The organism is Dysosmobacter sp. HCP28S3_G4 (assembly GCF_052065175.1).
GTDB lineage: Bacteria > Bacillota > Clostridia > Oscillospirales > Oscillospiraceae > Oscillibacter.
Map to the genome: position 1 here is coordinate 1 of NZ_JBQHUP010000052.1, position 16426 is coordinate 16426.

Here is a 16426-nt window from a genome sequence, read left to right on the forward strand (position 1 = left end):
CAAGTGCAAGGTTTTTACCTGATTCTTGCGTTTTTTGATACTCTTATCATATCACAAATCAGCCTCAACAGCTTGCACTGTAAGGATTTTTCAATTATTCAGCAGACATTATAGTAGATATTTTACCGGAGCGTGCCCGTTTCCGGAGACGTTCTATGGAAAACGTCCACCGCTCCGCGGAGCAGCAGCCTGTGGCGCGTCTGCCGGATAGCGCCGGATGGACCGCGCAGGAACAGGCGGTCAGAGGCCGCAAGACTGCACAAAAAACGTCCCTGCCCGTTGGGGCAGGGTTCGTAAAACAGTTAAACCGACCTATGGTTACGATCATAGGTCGGTTTTTATGTTATGCACTGGCGCGGCAGCGCCCAGGGCTCCCTTGTGTAAAGGGAGGCTTTGGTGCGTCGCAAAATCGCAGATCGCACAGTACACCGGAAGGTGTATAGAAGTGCGCTCTTATCTGTTCGACAAACTGGAATTTACTTTGTTATCTCTGCGTGTCTTTGATTTTAGCATTAAACTTTTTTTCAACTGCTATTGTGAAAATAAGCGATGGCAACATACAAACACACATCAATACAAACATGCTCCTTGTATTGTAGCCTGCCTCATATAGTCTTGAAAAAATAAGACATGGGATTCCAAGCATCAACCATGATATACCGAGACATCTAATATACTTCTTTGTCCAATCGTATCCCTTGTATTTATTGTTTATGCGTTGCCAACCTAATAATCCAGCAAGGCCATAGAGCGTCCAAAATATGCCTAAATATAGCAAGACGTTCATATATCTGCTCTCCCTTCAAATCCCGATTTGTAGGTCTGTTCAGTACCATGCTATCACATAACAGGATCAAATACAAGAACAGCCACAGCAGAGCAAACTGCTGTGACTGTTGGCTGTCCTACGACCACCGCGCGTTAGGGCAGGGACGCATTTTCTTGATGAGCAGCTTACTGCATGATGTTCAGGATCAGGGTCAGCAGCACGAACACGGCGCCCACCCACTTGGTGGCTCTCGCCAGCTTGGCGTCGGCAGTCTTGGCCTTGTTCTTGGCCAGGAAGGAGTCAGCCACGCCGCCGATGGAACCGGACAGACCGGCGCTCTTGCCGGACTGGAACAGGACCACCAGAATCAGGAACAGGCCGCAGAGCACCTGCAGGATCACAACAGCTAAAAATGCACCAGTCATAAACGGAAACCTCCAAATCGTTCAACGGCGCTCTACTCCGCGCACGTTCTCATTTTACAGAGCTTTATTTTAGCATAGTCTTTCGGGAATAGCAAGGGAAAAGCCGCTTTTTTTCAAAAATTCTCCCACAATAAAAAAATTCAAAAAATCAGAACAAATGTTTGCAAACCGTCCGGAAATGTAGTATCATACCATCGAACAAGTGTTTTTACTGCCGCGTTCCAAAGGAGGAAAATCATGCGGGAACTTTCCAAAATGCAGCAGAGGATCTATGATTACCTGGCGGACTTCATCCGGGAACAGGGTTACGCCCCCTCCGTCCGGGAGATCGGGGAGGCCGTGGGATTGAAGTCTCCCTCCACCGTCCACTTCCACCTGAAGCATCTGGAGGAGGCGGGCTACATCGAGAAGGGGGCCGGAAAGGGCCGCGCCATCGCCCTGACCCGTCGGGACGAACCGGAAGCTCCCGCTGCCGTGCCGGAGCCTCCGGCGGACCGGGTGCCCATCCTGGGTAACGTGGCCGCGGGCAGCCCCATTCTGGCGGAGGAGTGCATCGAGGACTATCTGGCCTTCGACACCGGCGGCAGGCCGGAGGAGTACTTTGCCCTCCGCGTCCGGGGCGACTCCATGATCAACGCCGGGATCCTCAGCGGCGATCTGGTGGTGGTGCGCCGTCAGCCGGTGGCCAACAACGGCGAGATCGTGGTGGCGCTGCTGGAGGACGAGGCCACGGTGAAGCGGTTCTCCCGCCGGAACGGCCATGTTTGGCTGCTGCCGGAGAACGAGGACTATCAGCCCATCGACGGTACATACGCCAGCATCCTGGGCCGGGTCATCGCCGTGATCCGCAGATACGACTGACAGCTGACCGATCACACCCGCCTGCCGCAAGCAGGCGGGCGTTTTTTGCCCGCGTCCGGGAAATGGGGAAAATTTTCTGTGGGTGGGAACATTCCGTCGTATCCAGACGTGTTGCAGATGAAAGCTGCTTTCAAAACACAGGAGAGGAGGGGCCCGGAATGGAACAGGAGCGTTTTCTCCGGGACGTCATGGCGGCCCACGGGGATATGGTGTACCGGCTGGCCCTGTGCCGTATGCAGAACGTCCAGGATGCGGAGGACGTATATCAGGACGTGTTCCTGCGGCTGCTCCAGGAGCCGGACCGGGACTGGGACGGCGAGCATCTGAAAGCGTGGCTCATCCGCACCGCCCTGAACCGCTGCGCGGATCTGCACCGGTTCCGTCTGCGGCGCCCGGTGCTACCCCTGGAGGCCGTCCCGGAGCTGGCGGGCGAAACCGACCGTCAGGCGGCGGAGCTGTGGGAGGCGGTGGGCCGTCTGCCGGAGAAGCTGCGGACGGTGGTGCATCTCCACTACGCCGAGGGCTACGGCACGGAGGAGACCGCCCGGCTGCTGGGCGTCCCCGCGGCCACGGTCCGCACCCGGCTCCGCAGGGCCCGTCTGAAGCTGAAAGACCTGTTGGGAGGTTATGATGATGGAGAATGACTATCGGAAGCTGACAGAACGCATCACCGTTCCCGAAGAACTCAACGGCCGGGTGCTGGACGCCGCCCGGAGGACGGAGCGGGCCGGAACGAGCCGTCCGGCGGGACGGCGGTGGCGTCCTCTGCTGCGGGGGGCGGTGTGCGCCGCCTGCGCCCTGGCGCTGGTGCTGGGCACTGTGCGTCCGCGTCCGGCGGAGGAGCGTGTGACGTATGATGAGGGCCTGCCGGTGCCCCTGGCGTACACCTTCGGCCTGACCGCCCTGGCGGCGGACACCGGGGAGACGGCAGCGCCCAACGCCAACGGCGGGCTGGCCTTTGCCCTGGGGATGGATCCGGAGCGGCGGATCTCCACCGGCAGCGGCAGCTATACGGGGTGCCTGCTGGAGCTCACCGGCCAGGGCATCCGGCAAGTCTCTCTGACCCTGGACCGGGGGGAGTTTTACCGCTGGCGGGAGCAGACGGGCCTGACGGAGCAGGAGGCAGAGACGCTGATGCTGTCCTGCAAGGCCGGGGGAGGAACATGCCACATGACACAAGAGGGCGCGGACGGCAGCTGGACCTTCCGGGAGATGACTCGTTTGGGCGCTCAGGTGACGGAGGACTATGACCCGGCGGCGCGCTACGGCCTGTGGGTGGATGTCCCCTGGGGCGGGTCGCGGGAACAGGACATTGAAGCGACGGTCCGGGCCTGCCTGGACGCCCTGGACGGGGCGGCGCTGGAGGTGACGGCCCTCTTTGAGGACGGGGCGGAGCGGTCCGCCCGCTACCGTCTGTCCGCGGGGGCGCTGTCGCGGACGGAGAACGAGGACGGCAGCGTCTCCCTGCTGCCCGCCCTGGAGGGTGAGACCGGCGCGTACTGCGGCCTCTACGCCGCGTCTGAGACGGACAGCCGCTGGTTTGCCTGGCCGGTGGAGGGCAGCCGCACTGTCAGTCTCAGCTTTCCCTACGGCGCCGCCAACGGCCGTTTCCACAGCGGCATCGACATCCCGGCGGAGCAGGGAACGCCCGTTCTGGCGGCAGCGGACGGCACCGTTGCCGAGGCGGGGTACAGCGCGGAGCGGGGGAACTATCTGGTGGTGGACCACGGCGGCGGCCTGACCACGCTGTACGGCCAATGCCTGCACATCGACGCGGCGGAGGGGGATACCGTGAAGGCCGGGGAGCGGATCGCCGCCGTGGGCTCCACGGGGATGTCCACCGGCCCCCATCTCCACTTTGAGGTCCGGCAGGACGGCCAGGCCCAGAATCCGGTGGCCTATTTCGACAGCGCCATCCGGGAGACGCTGCGGGCGGAGTAGAGGGAAAAAGGAGCGCCCCGGCCCTACGCAGCGGCGCTCTGTTGCGTATAGCAGGCTCGCCCGGCTTACCGTTCTTCCCGGAAGTAGGCCAGGCCCAGACTGGCCGGGGGCTGGTTCTCCCGCTTCTTCCGCAGGGAGATGAAGATCAGCACCGCGATGGTCACCACGTAGGGGAGCATCTTGAACAGCTCCATGGTCCGGCGGCCCAGGCCGGGGATGTACAGGAACATCCAGTACAGCAGGCCGAACAGATAGGAGCCCCAGATGGCATTCAGGGGCCGCCAGGTGGCGAAGATGACCAGCGCCACCGCCAGCCAGCCCAGGGCTTCGATGGTGCCGTCGTTGGCCCAGGTGCCCTTGATGTAGTCCATGGTGTAGTAAAGGCCGCCCATGCCGGAGACGCCGGCGCCGATGCAGGTGGCCAGATACTTGTACCGGGTGACGTTGATGCCCGCGGCGTCGGCGGTGGCGGGATTCTCGCCCACGGCCCGGAGGTTCAGGCCCGGCCGGGTGCGGGTCAGGAACAGGTGCATGATCATCGCCGTGACGATGGCCAGATACACCATGAAGCCGTAGCTGAAGAACAGGGAGCCCACGGAGCCCATGCCCACGGCGTTGGCGATGTTGGCCTTGTAGATGCTGCTGGTGGCGGACACGGAGATCTGGCCCACGCCGCCGGCCATGGTGCTGAGGCTGCCGCCGAAGAAGTTGGCCACGCCGCCGCCGAAGATGGTCAGCGTCAGGCCGGTGACGTTCTGGTTGGCCCGGAGGGTGATGGTCAGGAAACTGTACAGCAATCCACCCAGGGCCGCGGCGATGAAGGCTGCGATGAAGGAGATGATGAGGCACACCCACCGGTTGGGGTCGGGGTTGTTGAACTCATAGAAGAAGGATGCCGCAAGGCCCGCGATGCCGCCCAGATACATGATGCCGGGGACGCCCAGGTTCAGGTTGCCGGACTTCTCCGTCAGGATCTCGCCCAGGGCGCCGAACATGATGACTGTGCCGAAGACCACGGCGGACTGCAAAAGCTGGAACAGCTGGGAAACACTCATTTCGCCGCCTCCTTTCCGCCGCGGAAGATGATCCGGTAGTTGATGAAGAACTCGCTGCCCAGGATGAAGAACAGGATGATGCCGGTGATGACGTTGGACGCGTAGTCGTTGAGGTTGAACTGGGAGGCGATGCGGATGGCGCCCTTTTGCAGGAACACCAGCAGGAAGGAGATCAGGATCATCACGAAGGAGTTGAACTGGGCCAGCCACGCCACGATGATGGCGGTGAAGCCCCGGCCTCCGGCGGTGGTGGTGGAGATGGTGTGAGACGCGCCGGCCACGGCGATGAAGCCCGCCAGACCGCAGATGGCGCCGGAGATGGCCATGGTGCGGATGGTGACCTTCTTCACGTTGATGCCCGCGTACCGGGCGGTGTTCTCGCTGTCGCCCACCACGGTGATCTCATAGCCCTGCTTGGAGTACTTCAGGTAGATGTACATGCCGATGGCGATGGCCAGCACCAGGATCACGTTCAGGGCGTATTCCTGGCCGAACAGTTTGGGGAACCAGCCGCCCTTGGACGCCTGATTGATGACGCCCACGGTGTTGGAGCCCTTGGGATTCTCCCACAGGGCCACGAAGTAGCTGGTGATCTGAATGGCCACGTAGTTCATCATCAGGGTGAACAGGGTCTCGTTGGTGTTCCAGTAGGCCTTGAAGGCGGCGGGGATGACGCCCCACACGCAGCCGGCCACCAGGCTCATGACGGCCATCAGCACCAGCAGGGCGGGGGTGGAGATGGAGTCTCCGTAGGCCCGCATGAAGCCGGCAGTGATGATGCCGCCCACCAGGATCTGGCCTTCGGCGCCGATGTTCCAGAACCGCATCTTGAAGGCGGGGGCCAGGCCCACGCCGATGCACAGCAACATCATGGTGTCCCGGATGGTGACCCAGGACCGCTTGGTGGTGCCCAGGGCGCCGTCGTAAATGGCCTCGTAGACCTCCAGGGGATTCAGCTTGGTGACGGCGAAGATGAAGATGCCGCTGACCACCAGGGACAGCAGGACGGCGACGATGCGGATGGTGTAGGCCTTGGAGCGGGAGATGCCGTCCCGCTTGGCGATCCGCAGAAGGGGCTCATGGCCCTGTTTGATCTGACTCATGCCTGCGCCTCCTTCTTGTTGAAGCGGGTCATCAGCAGACCCACCTCCTCCTTGGTGGTGGTGCGGCCGTCCACCACGCCGCTGACCTGGCCGCCGCACAGCACCAGGATCCGGTCGCACAGCTCCAGCAGCACGTCCAGGTCCTCGCCGACATAGATGACGGCCACGCCCTTCATCTTCTGCTCCGTCAGCAGATTGTAAATGGTATAGGAGGTGTTGATGTCCAGGCCCCGGACGGCGTAGGCCGTCATCAGCACAGAGGGCTCCTGGGCGATCTCACGGCCCACCAGCACCTTCTGCACGTTGCCGCCGGACAGCCGCCGTACGGGGAAGCTGACGCTGGGCGTCACCACGTCCAGCTCCTCCATGACTTCCTCCGCCAGCTTTTTGGGGGCCTTGCGGTCGGTGAAGACGCCGTGGCCCTTCCGGTAACTGCGCAGCAGCATGTTGCCGGTCATGCCCAGGGAGCCCACCAGGCCCATGCCCAGACGGTCCTCCGGCACGAAGGCCAGGGAAACGCCGGCTTTCTTGATCTGGAGAGGCGTCTTGCCCACCAGCTCCACGCCGGGGGCGGAGGCGTCGCTGTCCAGGGGGTGATAGAGAACGGAGGCGCCGGGCTGCAGGGGCTGGAGGCCCGCGATGGACTCCAGCAGCTCCTTCTGACCGGAGCCGGCGATGCCGGCGATGCCCAGGATCTCGCCGCCCATGGCGGTGAAGCTCACATTGTCCAGCCGCCGGACGCCCAGCTCGTCGAACACCGTCAGGCCCTTTACCTCCAGCCGGGGGGTGGGGTCCTTGGGCTCCGGACGGTCGATGTTCAGCGTGACGGCGTGGCCCACCATCATGTCCGTCAATGCCTGGGGAGAGGTGTCCTTCGTGGCCACGTCGCCGATGTACTGGCCCTTCCGCAGCACCGCCACCCGGTCGGACACGTCCATGACCTCGTGGAGCTTGTGGGTGATGATGACCATGGCCTTGCCGTCGGCCTTCATGTTCCGCATGACGTCGAAGAGACGGTCGGTCTCCTGGGGCGTCAGCACGGCGGTGGGCTCATCCAGAATGAGAATGTCCGCGCCGCGGTAGAGGACCTTCACGATCTCCACGGTCTGCTTCTCCGACACGGACATGTCGTAGACTTTCTTGCCGGGGTCGATGTGGAAGCCGTATTTCTCGCAGATGGCGGTGATCCGGGCGGAGGCGGCCTTCAGATCCAGACGGCCCTCATCCAGGCCCAGGACGATGTTCTCCGCGGCGGTGAACACGTCCACCAGTTTGAAGTGCTGATGGATCATGCCAATGCCGCAGGCGAAGGCGTCCTTGGGGGAGGCAATGGTGACGGGGACGCCGTTCACCAGGATCTCGCCCTCGTCGGGGAAGTAGATGCCGGCCAGCATGTTCATCAGGGTGGTCTTGCCGCTGCCGTTTTCTCCCAGCAGGGATAAGATCTCCCCGCGGTTGATATCCAGGGAGATGCTGTCGTTGGCTGTGACGCTGCCGAACCGTTTGGTGATGTTTCGTAATTGGACCGCTGCAACAGTTTCCAAGAAGACCATCCTTTCTGCCGTATGGCGGAAAATCCATGGGAAGGTGCCGGGATGCCGCGTTTTCCGGGGATGTGGAGGGGCACCAAAAAAGAAATTGAGAGCACCTAAACTATTTTTATATTTTAGCATGCTTCCCGGCGGTTGTAAATTAAAAAACAGGAAAAAGGATGGGACGGGAGTATTTTTTAAAAACCTCTTGACATCCGGCAATTTCCGTGCTATTCTTATCAAGCTGACGATTCCTCGGAGGGCGAATGCAGGTGTAGCACAATGGTCAGGGCACCAGCCTTCCAAGCTGGGGATGCGAGTTCGATTCTCGTCACCTGCTCCAATATTCGCGCCAGTAGCTCAGGTGGATAGAGCAACTGCCTTCTAAGCAGTGGGCCAGGGGTTCGAGTCCCTTCTGGCGTACCATCCTCCTCTTGGAGCGAGTCGGAACAGCGCTTCTCATGCGGCGGAAGATCAGATGTGGTGGGTGTAGTTCAACTGGCAGAGCACTGGATTGTGGTTCCAGGTGTTGTGGGTTCGAGTCCCATCACCCACCCCAGAAAAGGACGAGGGGAGCGGGGTAACCCCGATCCCCTCGATTCCGTTTATTGGGGCGTCGCCAAGTGGTAAGGCAAGGGACTTTGACTCCCTCATCCGCTGGTTCGAGTCCAGCCGTCCCAGCCAGAAATGACAGCGCGGCGGCGCTTGAGATAAACCCCACATACAGAAGATGTGACCCGGTAGCTCAGTCGGCAGAGCAACTGCCTTTTAAGCAGTGGGTCCGGGGTTCGAATCCCCGCCGGGTCACCAGCGCAAACCCTAGAACCGCAACGGTTCTAGGGTTTGCGCTTTTTCCGGAATTCTCGTTGTGGTCCCTTCGTGGTCCCTTCGGCCCGGGTTTTTGTACTTTGCGGCTGGGAGCGGCGAAGCCTGCATAGCAAAATGGTTTGCATTTTCCCGCGGCCCTTTTCCGGCGGCGGGTTTTATGGTTATGGTATGGCCAAGCCTGGCCCAGTTCTTCACGGAGTGCATTGAGATCGAGGAGGAATAACCGGAAGCGGCGCTCCCATACAGCATACAGAATCCCCGGAACCGCCGGTTCCGGGGATTTTTTGCGCCTTTCCGGCGATGCGCGGCGGGGAGCGCAGAGAAGACCGGTGGGGAAAAATCCGTTTCTTTGCACGGCGGCGGACAAACGGCCTGCAAAAATACCTGGGAATTGAGGTGATGAAACCAAATGCTCGTATTTGAAAATTGGGAGCTGAAAACCGACGGGCAGATCCTGGCCCGGCAATATGACCATCTCTCCCGGACGCTGACCGTCAGCGGCGCGCCGGAGGGCTGGGACTGGCAGCTGCTGGTCCGGGCCGGGGAGAACTTCGACGTCATCGATTTGTCCCCCATAGAGGGCGGCGTGGGCGTGGTGCTGACGGCGCGGCAGCTGTCCGTGGCTGGGTACTGCAAATTGCAGCTGGCAGGCACTCTTCGCGCCGACGGCGTGACAAAGCGCCACACGAACATGATCTCCGTCTACATCCCGGAGAGCATGTCCGGCGACGCCAACTGGCCGGAGGTGCCCAGCGCCTTCAGTCAGGCGGAGAAACGGGCCCGGGCCGCGGCGGCGCAGGCGGAGGAGAGCGCGGCCGCGGCGGCGGAGAGCGCGGAGGCGGCGTCCGCCAGCGCCGCCCGGAGCAAACAGAACGCGGACAGCGTGGACGCGGACCAGCTCAACGCCCGCATCGACGCCAAGGGCGACAATCTGGAGTTCGACGAGACGGAGGGCCTGCTGTATCTGACCTCCGGCGGGGAGCGCATCGGCGACGGCATCAAGGTCATTACGTCCGGCGGCGGAGGCAGCGGCGGCGGGGAGAGCAACAACGCCATCCTGACCCTCACCAACACCACCGGCTGGATCTACAGGTCCATCGCCTGCGGCGCGGCGTGCCCTCTGTCCATCAACTGGTCCAGCCTGGAGAACGACCTGGCCACCGGCAGCGGCGTCTTGCAGGTCACGGTGGCCGGTTCGCTGAAGCACACCGCCCAGGTCGCCCAGGGAGACCTGACCATCGACGTGGGCCCGTGGCTCCCCGTGGGCAGCGCCTCCGTGAAGATCAGGGTCACGGACGTGTACGGCAACGCCCGCAGTCTGAATTTCAACATTACCACGGTTTCCCTGACGCTGGAGAGCAGCTTCGACGATTCTGTGGCCTGTTCCGGGGAGATCACGTACCCCTACGTCCCCACCGGCGCGGCGGAGAAGACCGTCCATTTCCTGCTGGACGGCGCGGAGCTGGACACCGCCACGGTGACGGCCTCCGGGCGGCAGCAGACCATGACCATCCCTGCCCAGTCCCACGGGGACCATCCCTTCGAGGTGTGGTTCACGGCGGAGGTGGACGGGGAGACGGTGGAGTCCAACCACCTGTACTACGATCTCATCTGCGTGGAGGACGGGAACACCACCCCCATCATCGCAACTAGCTTCCGGCAGGCCGCGGCGGAGCAGTTCGACAGCATCGCCGTCCCCTACATCGTCTACGACCCCGCCGGCCTGACGGCACCGGTGACGCTGAAGGCCGGCGCGGAGACCGTCGCGTCCCTGACGGTGGACCGGACGGAGCAGCTGTGGACCTACCGGGCGGACGAGGCGGGAGACCTGACGCTGTCCATCACCTGCGGAAACGCCATCAAGCTCATCCGCCTGACGGTGGCCGAAAGCACTATTGATGTTGCTGCGGAGACGGACAGTCTGGCGCTGTATCTGTCCAGCTACGGCCGCAGCAACAACGAGGAGGACCCCGGCGTGTGGCAGAGCGGCGGCGTCAGCGCGGAGCTGACGGGCTTTAACTGGACCTCCGATGGGTGGAAGGCCGACGAGGATGGTATCACAGCCCTGCGGGTGGCCGGTGATGCCCGGGTGACCATCCCGCTGAACATCTTTGCCCAGGACTTCCGGACCACCGGCAAGACCATCGAGGTGGAGTTCGCCACCCGGGATGTGCTGGACTATGATGCCGTGGTGATCTCCTGCTGGTCCGGTGACCGGGGCCTGAAGATCACGGCCCAGAAGGCCCTGCTGAAGTCTGAGCAGAGCGAGATTTCCACCCAGTACAAGGAGGACGAGCACGTGCGGCTGGCCTTCGTGGTGCAGAAGCGCAGCGAGTACCGGTTGCTGCTGGTCTACATCAACGGCATTCTCTCCGGCGCCGTCCAGTACCCAACCGACGATGACTTCTCCCAGAGTGCGCCTGTGGGCATCTCCATAGGATCCAACGCTTGCACCACGGACGTCTACTGCATCCGGGTCTACGACAACGACCTGACCCGGTTCCAGGTGCTGGACAACTGGATCGCGGACACCCAGGTGGGCCTGACCAAGAAGGAGCGGTACGACCGGAATAAGGTGTTTGACGATTACAGCCAGATCGTCATTGATCAGCTGCCCCAAGACCTGCCCTATCTGATTCTGGAGGCGGCGCAGCTGCCCCAGTACAAGGGCGACAAAAAGACCGTCTCTGGCCGGTATGTAGACCCGGTGACACCGGGGAACAGCTTTACCTTCACCGGCGCCCAGGCGGACGTGCAGGGCACCAGCTCCCAGTATTACGCACGGAAGAACTACAAAATCAAGTTCAAGGGCGGCTTCACGAAGAATGGGACGACCAGCCCCACATACCAGCTGCGGAGCGACAGCGTGACCACGGACACATTCACCTTCAAGGCGGACGTGGCGTCCAGCGAGGGCGCCAACAACGTGGAGCTGGTGCGGCTGTACAACGAGGCCTGCCCCTACCGGACGCCGCCTCAGGAGGCAGACAGCACCGTGCGCCAGGGCATCGACGGCTTCCCCATTGTGGTATTCCATGACGCGGGAGACGGGCCGAAGTTCATCGGCAAGTACAACTTCAACAACGACAAGGGCACGCCGGAGGTCTTCGGCTTCGCGGACGGAGACGAGAGCTGGGAAATTCTCAATAACACCAGCGACCGGGTGCTGTGGAAAAGCGACGACTTCACCGGCACGGACTGGCAAAACGACTTCGAGGCCCGGTATCCGGAGGAGAACACAGACGCCGCCCATCTGGCGGCGCTGGCGTCCTGGCTGAAGACCACCGACCGGAGCGCCGTGACCACCGATGAGGAAAAGGCGGCACGGCTGGCCAAGTTCAGGAATGAGCTCGCCAACTACATGAACGTGGACAGCGCCCTGTTCTACTACCTGTTCACGGAGTTGTTTCTGATGGTGGATTCCCGGGCCAAGAACGCCTTCCCGTCCATGCTGGGCGGGGACAAGTGGTGCTGGCTACCCTACGATATGGATACCGCCATGGGCATCAACAACGAGGGCCAGCTGGCCTTTGGTTATGAGCTGGAGGACATCGACAAGGTAGGCACGGCGGACGTGTTCAACGGCCAGAACAGCGTGCTGTGGACGAATCTGCGGGACGCCTTCCACGACGAGATCATGGCTATGTACCAGACCCTCCGGAGCCAGGGGAAGCTGAGCTATGATGACACGGAGGCCCGGTTCGAGGCCCATCAGTCCAAATGGCCGGAGGCCGTCTTCAACGAGGACAGCTACTTCAAGTACCTGGAGCCCCTGTTCACCGACGGCTCCGGCGCCTATCTCACCATGCTCCAGGGCAGCAAGGCGGAGCAGCGGAAGTGGTGGCTGTATAACCGCTTCCGGTACATGGACAGCAAGTACAACGCCGGAGACGCCCTGTCCGACGTCATCACCCTCCGGGGCTACGCAAAGAGCGACATCACCGTGACGCCCTACGCGGACATCTACGCCAGCGTGAAGTACGGCAGCTATCTGGTCCAGGCCCGGGCTCTGCGGGGCGGCAGCTATACGCTGGCGTGTCCCCTGGACAACGTCAACGACACGGAGATCTACGTCTACTCCGCCAGCCAGATCAAGAACATCGGCGATCTGTCCGGCCTGAAGGTGGGCTATGCGGAGTTCTCCATGGCCACCAAGCTCCAGAGCCTGAAGCTGGGAGACAGCGCCGACACCTACGAAAACCCCAACCTGACGGAGCTGTACCTTGGCAACAACGTGCTGATGAAAACCATCGACGTGCGCAACTGCCCCAACCTGACCCAGGCGGTGGACCTCTCCGGCTGCACGGGCCTGGAGAACGTCTACTTCGACGGCACGGCCATCACCGGCTGCACGCTGCCCAACGGCGGCATTCTGAAGGTGCTGCATCTACCGGAGACCGTCACCAACCTGACCATCCGGAACCAGCCGGGCATCACGGATTTCCGGCTGCCGGGATACGGCAGCATCACCACCCTGCGGCTGGAGAACGTCAGCAGCGCGGTGCCTTCCCGGGATATTCTGGCGGCCATTCCCGCCAACTCCCGGGTGCGGCTCATCGGCTTCGACTGGAGCTTCGACGACGCGGCGGACATCCTGGCGCTGTGCGACACGCTGGACACCATGCGGGGCCTGGACGAGCAGGGTAACAACGTAGACATCGCTCAGATGAGCGGCACTGTCCGGGTGGGCAGCATCACCGGCGCACAGCTGGCGGAGGTGAACAGCCGGTATCCCGGCATCACCGTGGCGTATCAGCACATCACCTCCCGCCTGCGCTTCTACAATGATACCGGAACGACGCTCCTGCGCACCGTGTCGGTGGCGGACGGCGGCGACGGCGTCTACGACGGCAGCACCCCCGCCAAGACCAGCACCGCCCAGTACAGCTACACCTTCGCCGGATGGAGCAGGACGCCCGGCGGCAGCGCGGACAGCACGGCGCTGAACGCCGTTACAGCGGACCGGAGCGTCTACGCATCGTTCACGGCCACGGTGCGGACTTACACGGTGACCTGGATGAACGGCAGCACCACACTGGAGAAGGACACCAACGTGCCATACGGCACAACGCCGACCTACAACGGCAGCACGCCTGTGGACGAGACCAACGGGTGGGAGTTCAAAGGCTGGTCTCCCGAAGTTGGGCCGGTCACCGGCAATACGACCTATACGGCTGCCTTCCGGAGTCCGGCAGAGGCTGTGGAGATCACGGATTCCTGGGAGGAGATCATCGCGGCGATCAGCGACGGAACTTACAGCACCAGATACAACGTCGGCAACTACAAGCCGATTGACCTCGGAACGGAAGGAATCGTCAATATGCAGATCGCGGCATTCGATACGGATGACCTGGCGGACGGCAGCGGAAAGGCACCTGTTACCTGGATCAGCAGAGAGCTTCTGGCAACCAGCCATATGATGAACCCCTCATCAAGTGGCTCAAGCGGCAATTACCAGGAAGGTACTGGTACAATCGGCGGATGGGAGATCTGCGCGATGCGCTCGTATCTGAAATCCACTGTGAAGCCGCTGATCCCCGAGACGGTGCAAAATGCGATAAAGGATGTCACAAAGACGCAGCCATCCTTTCAATCCGACGGCAAAACAGTAGTAACACAGACCACGACAGACGACGTGTGGATTCCGAGCAAGGAAGAAGTGACTGGCAGTTCTTCTGCTTACCATACCCTGTTCGAGGATACAAATGCAAAGCGAGCCAAAACGAAAGCCGACGGTACAAGCCTCGGGTGGTGGTTGCGCTCTGCGAAGGCCCGCAACGCTTTCCATTTTGTGTCTCCTGCAGGAGTGTCCGACTACCAGGTCCCACACAATGCGTGCGGCATTGCCCTTGGCTTCTGCACCTGATCCGCTTTGCGGCGGCAGGCGCCGGAGAGAAAAACAGCAAGAAAGGAATTCAAGAATGAGTGAGATCATCGTGGCGCTCATCACCGGCGGTATCACGCTGCTGGGCGTGCTGATTTCCAACGGCAAGGCCCAGGCCGTCACGGACACGAAGCTGGAGGAGCTGACCCGTGAGGTCCGGGAACACAACAACTTCGCCCGCCGTGTGCCGGTGGTGGAGGAACAGATCAAGGTCATCAACCACCGCATTCAGGATCTGGAGGACGGGAAATGAAGAATACATCCAACCGGGTGCTGGCCATCCTGGGATCGTTCCTGCTGGCGTTCATCGCCTGCATGATCGTGACCTTCTGGCGGTTCCGGGCCGTTCCGGACACCCTCATCCAGTACACCCTGGGGGCAGGCGGCGTGGAGGCGCTGCTGCTGGCGGGCATCAAGATCAGCAAGGTCGTGACCGGCGACAGAGCCGGAGAAAGGGAAGACGGGGAATGAACGATATCATCCGCAAGCTGACCAGCCGAAAGTTCCTGCTGGCGTTGGTGGGCGTGGTCAGCGGACTGGCCCTGGCCTTCGGCGTGGAGGGCAGCGAGATTACCAACATGGTCACCACCATCGGCGGCATCGTCACCGCCCTGGGCAGCGCCGTGGCGTACATCGGCGCCGAGGCCAGAGTGGACGCCGCAGCGGTGGAAAAGGAGCGGAGCGACGGGAATGAGTAAGCCCATTGGTACGGCCGGTCTGGCACTCATCAAGCAGTTTGAGGGATGCCGGCTGACCGCCTACAAGCCGGTGCCCACGGAGACCTATTGGACCATCGGCTGGGGCCACTACGGCCCCGACGTCCGGGAGGGGCAGACCATCACCCAGGCGCAGGCGGACGCCATGCTGGCGGCGGACTGCCGGCGGTTCGCCGACGCGGTGGACAACCCTGCATACTGTCCGCTGACGGCGCAGCTCAATGCCAACCAGCGGGACGCCCTCATCTCGTTCACGTTCAACTGCGGCGCGGGCTGTCTCAAAACGCTCTGCAAGGGCCGCACGCTGCCCCAGATCTGCACCGCCGTGGCGCTGTACAACAAGTCCGGCGGCAAGCCGCTGGCGGGTCTTACGCGGCGGCGCAAGGCGGAGCAGGAGCTGTTCAACACACCGATCGGGAAGGAGACGAAAATGGACAACACACCGAAAATCAGCAAAGAAGCCGTGGAGTGGGCGAAGGCCAACGGCATCCTGAACGGCAGTCAGGACGGCGATCTGATGCTCTCCAGCCCCTGTACCCGGGAGCAGATGGTGGCTTTTCTGTTCCGGTATCACCGGAAGCAGGGCGGCGGCTGACAAAGGGATTGCGGCGCGGGGGGGAGTGTGCTAAAATCCGGATATCAAACGATAAAGGAGAACGTCCTATGGATTTTGAAAAGCTGTCCGCGGCGCGCTATTCCCTCCGCAAGTTCAGCCAGGCGCCCATTGAGCCGGAGAAGCTGGCTCTGGTGCTGGAGGCTGGCCGCAATGCGCCCACTGCCCACAACAATCAGCCCCAGCGCATCTTTGTCCTTCAGAGCCCGGAGGCGCTGGAGAAGGCGGACGCCTGCACGGGAGCGCATTTTCATCCCCCGGTGATCCTGGTGGTGGCCTATGATCCGGCGGTATCCTGGCACCGGGAGGGCGACGGCAAGGATCATGGCGAGATCGACGCCGCCATCGCCGCCACCCAGATGATGCTCCAGGCGGCGGATCTGGGGCTGGGCACCACTTACGTGGGGATGTTTGACCCGGAGAAGCTGAAGGCGGCATTCCCGGAGCTGGCGGGGCTGGGCATCACCGCGCTGCTCCCCATCGGCTATCCGGCGGAGGGCGCCCATCCCTCCCGGCTCCATGCTGACCGCAAGCCGCTGGAGGAGCTGGTCCGCTACTTCTGAAAACACAGCGTTGGAAAGAAGCACCGCCGGACAATCCGGCGGTGTCAGGGGGTGGTAAAAAACCCCGAGTCAGTTTATCCACACCGAACAAAAACCACCCAAAATATCCCCGCCCCGCGCCCCAAAACACCCCCCC

At 62.0% G+C, this 16426-nt stretch carries 13 protein-coding genes and 5 tRNA genes; 14 read left to right on the forward strand and 4 right to left on the reverse strand.

Annotation, left to right across the window (positions count from 1 at the left end; translation table 11 throughout):
- Nucleotides 1-954: 954 nt before the first annotated feature.
- Nucleotides 955-1194, reverse strand: a complete 240-nt coding sequence (gene secG / locus ACTNBU_RS10720) for a preprotein translocase subunit SecG (protein ID WP_441033846.1) — start codon at nucleotides 1192-1194, stop codon at nucleotides 955-957.
- A 237-nt stretch (nucleotides 1195-1431) separates the two neighbouring features.
- On the opposite strand from secG, the gene lexA reads away from it, so the two are divergent.
- The 3 genes from lexA to ACTNBU_RS10735 all read left to right on the forward strand — a co-directional run bounded on the left by lexA (nucleotide 1432) and on the right by ACTNBU_RS10735 (nucleotide 3996).
- Nucleotides 1432-2055, forward strand: a complete 624-nt coding sequence (gene lexA / locus ACTNBU_RS10725) for a transcriptional repressor LexA (RefSeq protein ID WP_441033848.1) — start codon at nucleotides 1432-1434, stop codon at nucleotides 2053-2055.
- A 158-nt stretch (nucleotides 2056-2213) separates the two neighbouring features.
- On the forward strand, nucleotides 2214-2699 hold the full coding sequence (locus ACTNBU_RS10730; RefSeq protein WP_441033850.1) for an RNA polymerase sigma factor: 486 nt from the start codon (nucleotides 2214-2216) through the stop codon (nucleotides 2697-2699).
- Nucleotides 2689-3996, forward strand: a complete 1308-nt coding sequence (locus ACTNBU_RS10735) for a M23 family metallopeptidase (protein ID WP_441033852.1) — start codon at nucleotides 2689-2691, stop codon at nucleotides 3994-3996. The genes ACTNBU_RS10730 and ACTNBU_RS10735 overlap by 11 nt, the downstream gene beginning before the upstream one ends.
- A gap of 65 nt (nucleotides 3997-4061) precedes the next feature.
- On the opposite strand, the gene ACTNBU_RS10740 is transcribed toward ACTNBU_RS10735, so the two are convergent.
- The 3 genes from ACTNBU_RS10740 to ACTNBU_RS10750 are packed head-to-tail and all read right to left on the reverse strand — an operon-like array spanning nucleotide 4062 to nucleotide 7707.
- On the reverse strand, nucleotides 4062-5051 hold the full coding sequence (locus ACTNBU_RS10740) for an ABC transporter permease (protein ID WP_441033854.1): 990 nt from the start codon (nucleotides 5049-5051) through the stop codon (nucleotides 4062-4064).
- Complete coding sequence (locus ACTNBU_RS10745; protein ID WP_441033856.1) at nucleotides 5048-6154, reverse strand: ABC transporter permease; 1107 nt, start codon at nucleotides 6152-6154, stop codon at nucleotides 5048-5050. The genes ACTNBU_RS10740 and ACTNBU_RS10745 overlap by 4 nt, the downstream gene beginning before the upstream one ends.
- Nucleotides 6151-7707, reverse strand: a complete 1557-nt coding sequence (locus tag ACTNBU_RS10750) for an ABC transporter ATP-binding protein (RefSeq protein ID WP_441033858.1) — start codon at nucleotides 7705-7707, stop codon at nucleotides 6151-6153. The genes ACTNBU_RS10745 and ACTNBU_RS10750 overlap by 4 nt, the downstream gene beginning before the upstream one ends.
- 247 nt (nucleotides 7708-7954) lie before the next feature.
- Between ACTNBU_RS10750 and ACTNBU_RS10755 the strand changes: the two genes are divergently transcribed.
- The 11 genes from ACTNBU_RS10755 to ACTNBU_RS10805 all read left to right on the forward strand — a co-directional run bounded on the left by ACTNBU_RS10755 (nucleotide 7955) and on the right by ACTNBU_RS10805 (nucleotide 16290).
- Nucleotides 7955-8029 (forward strand) — tRNA-Gly (locus ACTNBU_RS10755).
- A gap of 6 nt (nucleotides 8030-8035) precedes the next feature.
- Nucleotides 8036-8112 (forward strand) — tRNA-Arg (locus tag ACTNBU_RS10760).
- Nucleotides 8113-8169: 57 nt separating this feature from the next.
- Nucleotides 8170-8245 (forward strand) — tRNA-His (locus tag ACTNBU_RS10765).
- Between the two features lie 50 nt (nucleotides 8246-8295).
- Nucleotides 8296-8370: transfer RNA gene (locus ACTNBU_RS10770), tRNA-Gln, on the forward strand.
- 50 nt (nucleotides 8371-8420) lie between these two features.
- Nucleotides 8421-8496 (forward strand) — tRNA-Lys (locus tag ACTNBU_RS10775).
- 427 nt (nucleotides 8497-8923) lie between these two features.
- On the forward strand, nucleotides 8924-14380 hold the full coding sequence (locus tag ACTNBU_RS10780; RefSeq protein ID WP_441033860.1) for a DUF6273 domain-containing protein: 5457 nt from the start codon (nucleotides 8924-8926) through the stop codon (nucleotides 14378-14380).
- A 55-nt stretch (nucleotides 14381-14435) separates the two neighbouring features.
- Nucleotides 14436-14651 carry a hypothetical protein gene (locus ACTNBU_RS10785; RefSeq protein ID WP_441033861.1) on the forward strand — a complete coding sequence of 72 codons (216 nt, stop codon included), beginning with the start codon at nucleotides 14436-14438 and terminating at the stop codon, nucleotides 14649-14651.
- Nucleotides 14648-14869: a hypothetical protein gene (locus tag ACTNBU_RS10790; protein WP_441033863.1), complete on the forward strand. Its 222-nt coding sequence runs from the start codon at nucleotides 14648-14650 to the stop codon at nucleotides 14867-14869. Before ACTNBU_RS10785 ends, ACTNBU_RS10790 begins: the two co-directional genes overlap by 4 nt.
- The gene (locus ACTNBU_RS10795; RefSeq protein WP_441033865.1) at nucleotides 14866-15096 is read left to right on the forward strand and encodes a hypothetical protein; all 231 of its coding nucleotides are present in this window, start codon (nucleotides 14866-14868) and stop codon (nucleotides 15094-15096) included. The genes ACTNBU_RS10790 and ACTNBU_RS10795 overlap by 4 nt, the downstream gene beginning before the upstream one ends.
- Nucleotides 15089-15709, forward strand: a complete 621-nt coding sequence (locus ACTNBU_RS10800; protein WP_441033867.1) for a lysozyme — start codon at nucleotides 15089-15091, stop codon at nucleotides 15707-15709. Before ACTNBU_RS10795 ends, ACTNBU_RS10800 begins: the two co-directional genes overlap by 8 nt.
- A gap of 68 nt (nucleotides 15710-15777) precedes the next feature.
- Nucleotides 15778-16290 (forward strand): nitroreductase family protein, encoded by a 513-nt coding sequence (locus ACTNBU_RS10805; RefSeq protein WP_441033868.1) that lies wholly within the window; start codon nucleotides 15778-15780, stop codon nucleotides 16288-16290.
- Nucleotides 16291-16426 lie beyond the last annotated feature (136 nt).

Coding starts and splice junctions, on each gene's coding strand:
- secG (WP_441033846.1), bottom strand. CDS start 1,194: ATGACTGGTGCATTTTTAGCTGTTGTGATCCTGCAGGTGCTCTGCGGC.
- lexA (WP_441033848.1), top strand. CDS start 1,432: ATGCGGGAACTTTCCAAAATGCAGCAGAGGATCTATGATTACCTGGCG.
- ACTNBU_RS10730 (WP_441033850.1), top strand. CDS start 2,214: ATGGAACAGGAGCGTTTTCTCCGGGACGTCATGGCGGCCCACGGGGAT.
- ACTNBU_RS10735 (WP_441033852.1), top strand. CDS start 2,689: ATGGAGAATGACTATCGGAAGCTGACAGAACGCATCACCGTTCCCGAA.
- ACTNBU_RS10740 (WP_441033854.1), bottom strand. CDS start 5,051: ATGAGTGTTTCCCAGCTGTTCCAGCTTTTGCAGTCCGCCGTGGTCTTC.
- ACTNBU_RS10745 (WP_441033856.1), bottom strand. CDS start 6,154: ATGAGTCAGATCAAACAGGGCCATGAGCCCCTTCTGCGGATCGCCAAG.
- ACTNBU_RS10750 (WP_441033858.1), bottom strand. CDS start 7,707: ATGGTCTTCTTGGAAACTGTTGCAGCGGTCCAATTACGAAACATCACC.
- ACTNBU_RS10780 (WP_441033860.1), top strand. CDS start 8,924: ATGCTCGTATTTGAAAATTGGGAGCTGAAAACCGACGGGCAGATCCTG.
- ACTNBU_RS10785 (WP_441033861.1), top strand. CDS start 14,436: ATGAGTGAGATCATCGTGGCGCTCATCACCGGCGGTATCACGCTGCTG.
- ACTNBU_RS10790 (WP_441033863.1), top strand. CDS start 14,648: ATGAAGAATACATCCAACCGGGTGCTGGCCATCCTGGGATCGTTCCTG.
- ACTNBU_RS10795 (WP_441033865.1), top strand. CDS start 14,866: ATGAACGATATCATCCGCAAGCTGACCAGCCGAAAGTTCCTGCTGGCG.
- ACTNBU_RS10800 (WP_441033867.1), top strand. CDS start 15,089: ATGAGTAAGCCCATTGGTACGGCCGGTCTGGCACTCATCAAGCAGTTT.
- ACTNBU_RS10805 (WP_441033868.1), top strand. CDS start 15,778: ATGGATTTTGAAAAGCTGTCCGCGGCGCGCTATTCCCTCCGCAAGTTC.